The 12260-nt window shown below is 32.3% G+C and carries 5 protein-coding genes and 1 pseudogene; 1 reads left to right on the top strand and 5 read right to left on the bottom strand.

The genetic code is table 11. The features are described 5' to 3' along the window. From E1I69_RS24805 to E1I69_RS13500, 5 genes and pseudogenes are all read right to left on the bottom strand, one after another. Positions 1–226 (bottom strand): hypothetical protein (locus tag E1I69_RS24805; protein WP_207308549.1); only part of this gene is annotated, 226 nt, incomplete at its 3' end. A gap of 13 nt (positions 227–239) precedes the next feature. After that, a complete protein-coding gene (locus E1I69_RS13515; protein ID WP_161974900.1) occupies positions 240–749 on the bottom strand; it encodes an HAD family hydrolase in 510 nt (169 codons plus the stop codon). Positions 750–1012: 263 nt separating this feature from the next. After that, positions 1013–1594: pseudogene (locus tag E1I69_RS24985) on the bottom strand (MFS transporter); the annotation flags it as partial. Positions 1595–1858: 264 nt separating this feature from the next. Then, positions 1859–7489, bottom strand: a complete 5631-nt coding sequence (locus E1I69_RS13505) for a DEAD/DEAH box helicase (RefSeq protein WP_136380106.1) — start codon at positions 7487–7489, stop codon at positions 1859–1861. A gap of 11 nt (positions 7490–7500) precedes the next feature. Next, positions 7501–10290, bottom strand: a complete 2790-nt coding sequence (locus tag E1I69_RS13500) for a hypothetical protein (protein WP_136380105.1) — start codon at positions 10288–10290, stop codon at positions 7501–7503. A 713-nt stretch (positions 10291–11003) separates the two neighbouring features. Between E1I69_RS13500 and E1I69_RS13495 the strand changes: the two genes are divergently transcribed. Further along, positions 11004–11891 carry a DUF3427 domain-containing protein gene (locus tag E1I69_RS13495; protein WP_278186164.1) on the top strand — a complete coding sequence of 296 codons (888 nt, stop codon included), beginning with the start codon at positions 11004–11006 and terminating at the stop codon, positions 11889–11891. The last annotated feature ends 369 nt before the right edge of the window (positions 11892–12260 follow it).

The raw sequence follows: 12260 nt of genomic DNA, 5'->3' as shown, positions 1-12260 counted from the left end.
TCTTATATTCATTCATAAAGGAAGAAAAAGAAGTGTACTCTGATATATCGGTATTAATTATTTTTGTTTCTATAAAACTAGTTTTTTCTGTTCCCAATAAAAGAATATTATATTTCACCTTTATGTCGTAAATCAATTTAACAAATGTTTGATTTGCAATATAACTATCATCAAAAGAATCCATATCTATAATAATATTTTCTACTTTTGTACATAACGAAAACAAAACATAACCCCCCTTAAAGTTCCCTTAATAAACTTATTAGCTCCATTGCATTATTAACTATATAATCCGGGACTGTTTCTATTAATTCTAGCCTTGCTGATTCACCCCAAGTTACTCCTACGGATGTCATTCCTGCTCTTTTCGTTGCTATAATATCATTTATACTATCACCAATAGAGATAATATTCTTAGGTGAAACCCCTAAGTTTAAAGAACATTTTAAAAGGGGGTCTGGAAAAGGCTTTCTTTTTTCACAATCATGAAAACATATTAAATCATCATAATAAAAATTGTGTTGAGAAAGTACTCTAGTTGCATAAGACCTTGGCGAATTAGTAACTATCCCTACCTTTAAATTCCTTTCCTGTATAACTGATGATAACTCTTTACCAAAGTAAGAAAAGGTTTTAGTTGGAATATATTTATAACATTCACTCCAAGGACTTTTACGTAAATGCTTAATTTCAGCAGTATCTATAATTGTGTCATCGAGATCAAAAATAACACCCTCAAAACTTGACATATACATCCCCCTCTTTGGTACTAGATCAATTTTACCATAATTTTCATACTAATAAGTCAAAAAAGATTTCAAAAATTAGACTATTACACCAATACGAAATCAGCTTACAAATATTAAATAGCAATTATTTTCTTTAATACAAAAAAATAAAGATATTGCACAATGCAATACCTTATTATCAAACTATAGTCATAGAAGTGCCTATAACCTCACACTTTTCGTATAAATGATGGATTATTCGTATCAAGATTGTACAATTCCATCTATTTCTTGATTAACTCGAGTATAGTCAATCCTATGTTGTTTAGAATTATTGACATTTTTGTTGGTTGACTTTTTCGAATTGTTGCCTCCTTCTTTCCATGCATGAAAAAATAAAGAAAAATACTTACTAAAGCAACTATGCCTAAAATGGAATACAGCTTGCTGTATCCGGTAAACGGAATGAGAAAACCTAATAGATAAGGATCAAAACCAAGCCCTGCTTCTAAAAAAATATAGTAAGTCGAAGTTGCGAGTGCCCATGCGATGAGCGGGAGTTAGCTTTATCGCTACAGCTTGAGTACATGACTGCATATTCCCAAATCCAAGCCCGATAAGTGCACCAGATACAAGAAGTGTGACACTGTTATGAGCGATGCTTAAGAGAAACATCCCAATCGCTAGTATAAAAAAGGCCGGATACATGACATAGTTTTCCCCTTTATATCCATTAAGCGACCAGTGAAAGGACGTGAATGGAGAATTGCAATCGAATATACAATGAAGAAAAAGCCTACAACAGTTACTAAATCAAGTTCAATCGCATAAAAATTGATAAACGACAGAACACTTGTATGGTTGAACAAATAGAAACATACTGTGAAAGCCTTAGAATAAATCATCCAGATTTGAATATTGTACAGGGTGATATTATGGATTTGAATAAAAACAAAGGTTATGAATTAGCTAAACATACTATCGAAGGGATACTGGTAACAAAATATACCCCCTAGGATTTAACCGAGGGGGGACAATAACAGAAATTATGTTTATTAAGAGTGAATTTAATTTATTTCTTTATGAACTATCCTTAAAAAGGTTTTATTTTATTTATTCTAGTCATTTCATCACCAAATAAATGATCCATCACGATTCTTTATCTCTATAGTATTCATGATAACCCAGTTCGGCCTTCTTATTAAATCGAATATATCGTAATTCAATATCCTATGACCTTTACTTTCGTACCTTTCAGTTACAGCTAGTAAACTATTATTAAATTCACTTCTGTTTCTTTTTTCCCAAAAAGGATGAACAAAAATTATTGAAATTGACTCTTCTGGGAACGGTAAGGTTAAAATAGGTAATTCATCACTCCATTCAACAGTTGTTCCTCCATAATTCACTAGAATACTGTTAAGTGCATTCTTAACTAAACCTTTCCATTTTCTATCTATACTAGGTATAAATGTACTGTCCTTAAAAATTGAAGCGACATCTAAAGCAAGTCGCCAATCCAAAATAGGATGGTAACCCATATTTTCATAGGTTCTCAAACAATCATAGCATGAAGTATCACAATTATGACCTTTAATAGAAGGAATATGATTAAACTTTTCAGTTAAATCCTTAATAATTTCAGCTAAAATTTTTTCATTCGCCAAGTGTTTTGAATATCCTGCACCATTTATTAGTCTATCTGCAATAAATATTTCTCCAAAAGTACGATTTTTGGAAGAATCTACTTTTGCCCTTATCCCAACTTGAAGTTCATCTGCATCAACATCAAGAATCGAGGAAGCAACTCTTCTAAACAAATAACCAAAGGATATTAGGCCAGACTTGACACCTAAATTTGTTGGATCGAAGGATATTCCATACTCTATATTTCTTGGTCCAAGAACTAATACCTCAGTATTTTTAATTGCAGCTAGAGCTACAGTCTCAATAGCGTCTTCTTTAAGCATTGGCTTAAACCCATCTTTATTAATTGTACTGGTTTCTATCCAACCGTCAAATGGATTTATTGCTTTTTGGAATGTAAATAATTGGCCATAATTGTCATTTATAGAATAAACATTCCCATCCTGTGACGAGTATTTAATATTATATAACTGTTTTATATTCTGATTAATATCTGCATCATCAGCCAACCTTGGAACAGAACCACGAGAACTCCATTCAAATTCTTCATTATAATCTCTCTTTATCCATTCACTTCTAAATCCTTGTGGTTCTGAAATTGGGATCTTTCTAAAAATAAAACTATCATCTTCGCCCAAAGGGGTGCCACATGAAGGACAATTCTTAGGGAATAATTCTTCCTGGTCAAACAGTATATGACAATTTGTACATATTGCAACATTTCTTATCGTACCTAGTGGATTTTCTTCTGGTACAATTTGTCTCCCTCTAACCCAATAATGTGCTATTCCTACCGCTTTATGCTTAACCTTATCTTTTATTATCTCTGAACCTGGAGAATATTCACTAATTGCTATTTCCAAATCCCTATCAACTGTTCCACTTTCTAAAAATTGAGGAGGCAAATTTCTATATCTTTTATCATGATGAAATAACCTAACCCTCGTTGGAAATCCAAACATTGGGAGCAAGCCAGCAGCAGCCAAGTTTTCACTTAATGAGTTTGATGAATACCTAGTATCCTTCGAAACATTAGTAATTTTCTCAGTGAGTTCACCTTTAATAATAGCGGTTTTAAGCTTCTGTATCTCTTCGTCTTGTACTTTAGATTGATATAACAACCCCTGTACTATACTATTTAATCTCTTATTACCCTCGTTTGACTGGAAATAGGATTGGATCCTATCTTTATATAAATCCCAATCGTCTTTATGACCAAATTCCCCATGCACACTATCCCCGCCATCGATCTCCTCAATCAGTCCAGTCTCAGTAAATGCATGGAATAGCATCTCTTTATATAATACTCTTGATAATATTTTCAGAGATTTCAAATCAATATATGGTTGGGGTGGTGGATCACCAGTCATTTTATCTAAATTATAAAAATACCAGTCATCATGACTTCGCCCTCTACACAAAGTAAGACTTATCGAGAGTGCAGAACCTCTTCGCCCACAACGACCAACTCGTTGTTGATAGTTAAATCTTTGTGGAGGCATATTAGACATTGCCACTAGTCGCAGCGAACCAATATCTACCCCGGCCTCCATTGTTGTGGTGACACTTAAAATATCAATTTCATCCACTAATGGTATATCCTCAAAATCATATATCGATTGGAATAATTGCTGCCTTTTTGAGGCAAGTTCGGAATCAGTTTGACCTGTCATCTCTTCTGAGTGAAATCTTCTATAAGTTTTCTTATCCTGTGATAAAAACCTATAGTAATCATTAATTTTAATACCTTCTATGGTGTTTTCCTCAAGGAATGAAAAACAATCTGTACAAACGTTACATGATGCATGAAGATGATTCCTACCACACTTCTTACATTCATAAACATGTTCTGCTGAAGGAACAATATATATTTCATCAGAAACTATTAAATAATTTTTTACTCCTTTTAAATTTTCAAAGATTCTTTTAGCATTAAAAATTAGGTCTTCCTCATTTAAATTATTTGCTTTTGCAACAGCCTTCCAATAATTTTTTAATAAACTTGGTGGATTATCCGATAGAGACCTGTTTAAATCATATCTTCTTAGTCCACCGAGTATCCTTATTGAACTATCGATAAGTTGCCTCCAAAATTCGGGTTGTTTCCCCATCTTTTCAGACAGTATCATATCGAAATCTGTTGTAAGTCTTGCAAGACATAATGATTCGAGATCCCTTTTTCTTTGAGAAAAAAGTACATTTGCGAGGACATTATCTCTTAAGTTATCTCTAATTTTCTTTCCTAATTCATCGAGTTCTACTGGGTGTGATTCAAGACTAGGTACCGGACGTTCTAAGTTACTCCAATCGTAAAGCTGTACCCATTTGTAGCCACCTAGTTCATTTAATGAACGGTCTGTTCCTCCAGGATTAATACCCAATTTAACTAAACTAAGTTCAATTGGTTTCCATAATTCCATTAGTTTTACAGGCTTATCAATCGAATCAAGTATTTTTTTTGCTTGTTCCTTTTGCTGTTCTAAAAGTGCTCCGAGATGATATAACTGTAGCAACATAGCTTGACTATTGTGGTTATAAAGGTACTCTTCTGCCTTTAATTTCTCATTATCGCTTAACTCATGATTCTGGAGTTGTTTTACAAATGACTTTAAAGGAATTTGTTCGTTCCCCATTACAGAAACAACAATGTATCTTAAAAGATGATAGTAATGATTTAGTTCGATTTTGGCAGAAAGTTTAGCTGCATCTTGACGACTATCTGAAAATAATACTGATTTAGGTGATTCATTATCAGGTAATTCTCTCATTAGAGAATCTAGCATAACTTGTGCTATCATATCAAAACCTGTTTTTTGTCCCCTTATTGGAGATCTAGTTCTCTTAGTACTCTCTAATGGTTCGTTTTTTGTAAGGGGACCTTTTGATTCCCAGTCATCAGCACAGTGAGGACATTTAATTGGAAAAGCAGGCATTTGATTTCTACTTTGTTCATCCCCTTCTATTAAAAATAAATAAGCGTTATGTTTATCAAAACTAATATCCCTCTTAATTTTACCAATTTTGTTTTCATAGTTTGCCTTTGTCCACGAGAATTTTAGTTTACCTTTTCCATTATCAAGAGTTCTCTGCCATGTTTTTATATCATCATCAATATTTAAAGATGGCCAAACAAGTGCATATTCACCGTATTTTTTTTGAAAAGGTATCTTATCTGGCAAAGAATCCAGATTAGGATAATCGGCGGATAGGTAATAAACATCTTCCCCTTCTCCTTTACTTTTGTATCCTCCTAAAAAGGAATCTCCACAATTTTGACAATAATAAAAGTCTAAAACCCTTGAACCACAACTACATTGAACTTTAGGTTGATTATAAAGTTTACCTATCTTTCTGTCCTTATACTGGAATTTTTCATCTACCGCTGAACACTCAGGATTTGAACAAGCCCAAAGCCCCTGAAAGTTCCTAAAGAACAAATGAGCTCTAATAGGTAATAAAACATCTCCATCTTTTTTTACATTAATTATTGCATGAAGAAGTCCACCTATGGCTTTTATTGATTCACAATTCAAACCAAATATTTTATTGTTAAGCTCTTTTAATGATTTTGGCTTTTCGCATACTTTTAAAAACTCATTTAATACCCCTGATTCATTAAGTACTTTATATAAGGATTCCTCGATGTTATAGCTATCAAAAGGCTTATTAAATTCTTTACATAGTCCTTCAACTGCTTTGACAAAGTCACTATTACATAAATTGTAATAATCTATGAATGCTTTAGCGTTATTTCTAAAAGACGTATTTAAATGAAATAAATTCACTCCTTCTCTAGCCCCTGTTATAATTTCAAATTTATCCACAGGAATACCAAAAAAATCTTCTAAAAATTCTTTACCACCCTCATCTAAAGAGGCACTTGTAGCAATAACTCTCAGTTGGGGACTTTCAGGTGAAAGTCCTAACCGGCTTAATAAAGCTCTAATAACATAGGCAACCTCTGTACCCGCAGTTCCCCTATAGGTATGTAATTCGTCTAAGATTAAATAAAAAACATTATTCGGGTCTTTTTCCAACCATTGTTTTGTTTTATCAAACACTTTCTGTTCAATCGACCTAGTGAGTATGATATTCAACATACTGAAGTTAGTGATAAAAATATCTGGTGGATATTCTTGCATGTCCCATCTAGATATACTTTCAGACCCGCCAATTTGATTAATAAATGTTAATTTTTCCTGATATTTTTGTTTCAATCTAGTTTTTATTAAAAGAACTTCATCTTTACTCCATGTTTCTGATTTTAATAATTCACTATTTAACTCACTATTTAATTCAAGTTTTATCTTTTGTTTTATTTCATAGGTAGGCTCACTGTTAATACTCTGAATTAATTCTCTAAAATATTTATCTAATTGATTTTGCTTCCTATATAGTTGTATGCTTATTTCTTTAAGTTTCTTAACTTTATTCTTATTGGAGGGTTCCCCTGGAATTGGAGTTTTACCAGTATACCTACCAAAATGGATTCTGTTTCCACCTCTATTTTTGTCAAGCCACTCTTTTGCTTCATCGCTATCTAACGCCTTTCTTAACCTTACCAACTGATCCTCAACTAAGGCATTCAAAGGATATAGAATCAACCCTCTAATAGCTGAATCTCGTTTTTCATTACCTCTCATCGGATGCCATTTATCCCCTAATTGCCACCAAGGATTTGTCTTTTCTCCTGGCTTTTCCCACCCTTTTGCCTCATTTAAAATATTAGCAATTAGAGGGAGTAGGAAACTTTCTGTTTTCCCAGAACCTGTACCTGAAGTGACAACAACATTTTTGTTGTTTTTTAATACTTCCTTAAAAGCTTCAAATTGGTGTAAATGTAGTTTATGATTTTTACCAAAAAGGCCTTTTGAGGCAAATTCTCCGAAATCAGTAGCCCATCCGATTGATTTACAAGCATCCGCAACATTTTTATTAGAGCTTTTAAAAGGAGGCAATGCCTCAATATATGGATATTGATATATATTGCCTTCTTTACTTAATATAGCTTCCCGCTCTTCCATTAACTTTTCATGACCTAATGCAAAAGGGCTATCCATATACCTTATATACATATCTCTCATTCTATTAAAAATACCAAGAACATCATTCATATTAAACCACCCTATTTATTATAATTAATTTCAATACCTAATTTATATGCTAAAGATAAAGCAACTTCATGTGGAACATTTCTATAGACCCTATAGCCATTACTTTCTATTGGGCATTGTCCTACACAAGAAGTTAATACTCTCTCGTATAGCTCCGGTAACTCATATCCCTGTTTGACCTTTAATTCATAATTTTTATATTGTAAAGACCGTTGCCTTTGTTGTTGCGCTAAATAAAGTTTACCTATTGCTCTTTCTAATTTTATTGTTTTATTATTGGATGTCTTATAAAGACAAATATATTGGCCAAAGCTATTTGCATATATTTTTAAAGGAGAATCTTTATCTTTAATCCAACTATGACTAAATAAATCCCAGCCTTTAACTACCCAATAAGTATTAGTACCTCTTGGCTCCGGATATTCTCTTGCATTACTTATATAATCGTTTAGGGTAGGTAAACATCTCAATAAATCATAACTAAAATAATCTAACCCCCAGTTAAAATTAATACTTAAGGTATTAAAAAATTCTTTTAGACTCTCTACCGTACTACCCAATAAATATATTGATAAGGGTTCATATTGTGATAAAGGTATAGCCTGTAAAAGCTTTATTTTTCCTTCGGTTAAGTTCTTTAATTGATCAATTGATTCTCTAGTTCGGCCACCAGTTAAATAAACTAATGGGTCATTAGAAGGCATAACCGCAATTGACATGGGAATTACGTTCCAAAAGTACTTATTAGAATCCCCATCCCTTATAAATTCAACAAACCCTAGTTGAGAAAGCTTTTGCCTTACCTTATAAGATGTCAAACCTATATTCTGAGACCCAAAACACCATTTTACTCCTTTTAGAAATGATTCCCAGTTCCCCTCTTTTCTAATAGTTAGATATTCAAAGAATAAATCTATAGGGCGAACAACTGTAGTAACATTTCCACTAAAAGTAACCCCTATATCCTTGTAGCTACGATTTATATTAAAAGGCATAGCATTAATAAACTTCGGGATAACTTTTGTGGTGTTAGTATCTTTTGTACTTAAAAAAGCTTTATATCCTCTTTGTTTATACGGTCTAGGGTAATCCTCCAACGAATCGTATATATATGTGCCTGCAATTTTAAGGTTTCCATCAGAATATTCCTTAGGTTTAAAATCTGAAAATGTAATTAAATTTTCATGATTATTTTTTAATAGAATTGTTTTCTCAGTATCATTAAAACGAATTTTATAAATTTTGGATTCTATTAAATGAAGATTCCGAAAATTAATAGTATCCTCTCCGTCTATTAAAGAAAATACTGGAACATCGTTTATATATATAGTTGTTTTTGGGGAAGTTACTATAGATACCTGTGGCGGTGCATCTAATAACCATTCCATATTCCCTACTTTAAGTCCATCTTTTAATGATATTTTATCTTGAGCTTGAGTAAAAACAAAATGATTTTCTAAAAATTGTGAACCAATAATTTCCTTTTCATGGATTTTAATTATTAAACATTTCCAAAAAGAAGATAGGTTTGAAATTGAGATTTCCTTATTTAAGAATCCATTTAAATCAACCCAACTTCTTATTTCTTTTTCAACCTCAGAGCTAAATAATACAAGGTGATCTTTCCCCTTTACTACGCTCTCCCTGTTAATCCAGGCATTTATACCTATATCAGTTCCTCGATTAAAGAAAAACAGATTTCCTCCTTTAAAAACAAATTCAAGTTGGCTATTAAAAAGTGAATATGAATGCTTGTCAGCTATTATATGGTTCTGATTTGAATTAACCTCCTTATAAAAAGTGTTATTATTATACATAAATCCCTCTAGTTCTTTCTTTTCGATACTTTCTTCTAAAACAGTGTCCTCATCGACAATAGCAAAAAAGCCTAATTTTAACTTTGGATTAAAAAAGTTAGATTGCTTATCTTCATCTATACGTAAAAATAAATTATACTTTTTTGGTTTATTTTTTTCGTGTTTTTCGACTAAACTCCCTTGTGGCTCAACGTTATTATTAGTTCCATTCCAGTTTTGATATTCAAATAGTAATGCCTGTATTATTCCTTCTTGTATTCCTTTATTCTTGTTAAAAAATAGTCTTGAAAGTCGGTTGACTTTTGTTGAAAGGAATAATTCCAGTTGCTCTTTTATTGCATTAGCTTGTACTTTTAGTCCCGGTCTAAGCCCCGCCCAATAGAAAAACTCATAAAGTATTTGTCTATCAGCATCTTTAATCAAACACTGTGACATGGGGTAACCAATATATGCTTGGCCATATCGAAATACGTTTGTGAAACCAAATCTCCCTTTATTCTCTTTTTGCCATTGAGTAAGGTAAAACCATAAAGTCTTAGTTTTCTCAAAGTATAACGGTTTTCCCTCACCATTTAGTTCTAAGAGATTTCTTAATCTGAGATAATAATTTCCCGCGCCTATTCCAATTTTCCTATTCCCCTTCATTTTAGTTGCTGCTAATACAGTTAAGGCTAATACTCCTATAAATGGCGGAAAACCTATTTGACCTTGGTTATACCACTTTCTTCCCCATATAAAAGCCTTGTCGAATACCATATCAGGTTCATTTCTACCATATGAACGTACACTTTTACAAAACGAAGGCATCGCCTGATTTTCATTTAATCCTAATTTATATCCTAACCTTTTTACGAGATTCTCATTAACATATAAATAAACTATGTTATTCTCATTATTCTTTCCAAAGAAATGTTCGCATAAAACTTGATTCCAACTATCATAGTTGATTAGGGAATTCTCGTTAGTCGTTATTTTAGTTCCCACTTTACCCTCCCCTTCTCTATAATTTTATAACCCAATATGTAAATCTTTTATTTCTTTGAATTCGTTTACAATTAAATTCAATAAATATGAAAATTTCTTAAAAACAAGAGTTATTATTTCATCAGATTGTATAAAGTGTATAGGGAAAAATTACTATACCTAAATTTTATTTCTATTGTTAATGTATTACAAGCTATATTTCTAATTTAATCCGGTTTCTAACAATAAAATTCCAATTTCATAGCCTTATCTAATAAAAAATTATTTATTATTTGTCAGTTGAAATTATTTTATTAAAATAGTTTAAAAAAAGAGTAAAAACTGCACTTACTAATACTTTCAAAGAGTTTTTTGACCACAGTAGCGTCCAACCATTGCATCTTTATGATAAAACTCTCCACAATTATCACAACGAGCTTGGTAAAAAAATATCATCCATTTCTTTTTAACTCCTTTCTTTATTTATTTAGTAAATTCATGAGTTTTAAATTTAAATCTAAAATTTTTATTAATATTGAAAAATATACCTCCGCTGTAATTGGCATATGAAGTACTGAATCATCTTTTTCAATAATAACTGCCCACCATTTTGGATTATTTACATGTCTATAAATTTGTACCTGTCCTATTAATGCTATTTCTATAAAGTAAAATGCAAAAATCTTTCCACAAAACATATCACATCAATCGATAAAGAATGTTTTAATTAAAAAGTGAGCGACATTCCAGCGTTTACAGCAATAATATTTGTTTCTCAAAGAAATATAAGTAATAATATTAATGAAATTACCAGTAGGTTGCGTTACAAAAATAAATTAAACTATTTTATGGGGGTTATCATGAAGTATAAATTTGTAATAGGACAGAAATACAGCCGGAAGGATGTTAAATCATTCATAGGTCATCCAGAGCCAAATAGTGTAGGTGGTATATGGGGAACTGGTTATGCTTCATATGAAGGCTGTTACTTTATATTTGCCAATTTAGGCACAGCGGGTAGAACAGGACATAACTACCCTAACAATCTTACACCAGACAACTTATACTGGTTTAGCAAAGGGACAGAAACAATACATACTCCTTCCATGCAGCAAATGATGAACGGTGTGAATGAGGTATACATTTTTACTAGAGATGACAATACAAATGTTGATTTTGTATTTCAGGGTCTTGGCTATGTTAAGGATTTCGAGGATACTAAACCGGCACATGTGGTATGGGGCTTTACAACCGATTTGACAAATGTACCAGAAAAGTTCAGAGGTGAGAGACGCAGACGTTTTATAGAGGGTGCTAGAAAGGAGGTAACATTAAATAAGTACGAGCGCAACCCTTCTGCAAGACAAGCCTGTTTGGATTTCTATGGGTATGATTGCGTTATATGCAACATTAACTTTGAAAAGGTATATGGGGAAATCGGAATGAACTTTATACATGTTCACCATGAAATTGAAATCAGTACGATTGGAGAAGAATATGCTGTGAATCCAATTGAAGATCTTAAACCGGTCTGTCCAAATTGTCATGCAATGCTGCATAAACGTAAACCTGCATATAACATAGAAGAATTAAAAGAAATAATAAGGAACGATTCGTTATAAGGAGTTATGTTATCTTATATAGCATAAAAGGTTCTGTGTTTTAGATTGTAATAGAAGTAAGCCTAGGAACATCTCCTAGGCGTTTTACTATTTTGGTTCAGGAAATACTATTCTAATAGGAATTCTATCAATACCAGCAATTTCTTTCCTATCCGACGGTTTGACCAGCTTGATCAAGTAAATCCTTCGCTGCTTTAATCTTATCGCTATGGGCTTACTTCGGAAGCGTTCAATATGTCAATAAGAGAAAAATTGAAGCTAGGTGATTAGTGGGAAGTCGAAGATCGCCTTTTACTGTTTAGTGCTGAACCTGGCAAACCAATGCATCCATCTATTTAGAATCCTTAAATGCACTATCTGCTTGGCGAC

The organism is Bacillus timonensis (assembly GCF_004799755.1).
GTDB lineage: Bacteria > Bacillota > Bacilli > Bacillales > Bacillaceae_L > Ferdinandcohnia > Ferdinandcohnia timonensis_A.
Note: the sequence above shows the minus strand (reverse complement) of the source record. Positions and strands in the feature narration are given on the sequence as shown.

Bases quoted from the DNA above. Each gene is read 5' to 3' on its own strand.
- E1I69_RS13505 (WP_136380106.1), bottom strand. From the start codon at position 7,489: ATGAATGATGTTCTTGGTATTTTTAATAGAATGAGAGATATGTATATA.
- E1I69_RS13515 (WP_161974900.1), bottom strand. From the start codon at position 749: ATGTCAAGTTTTGAGGGTGTTATTTTTGATCTCGATGACACAATTATA.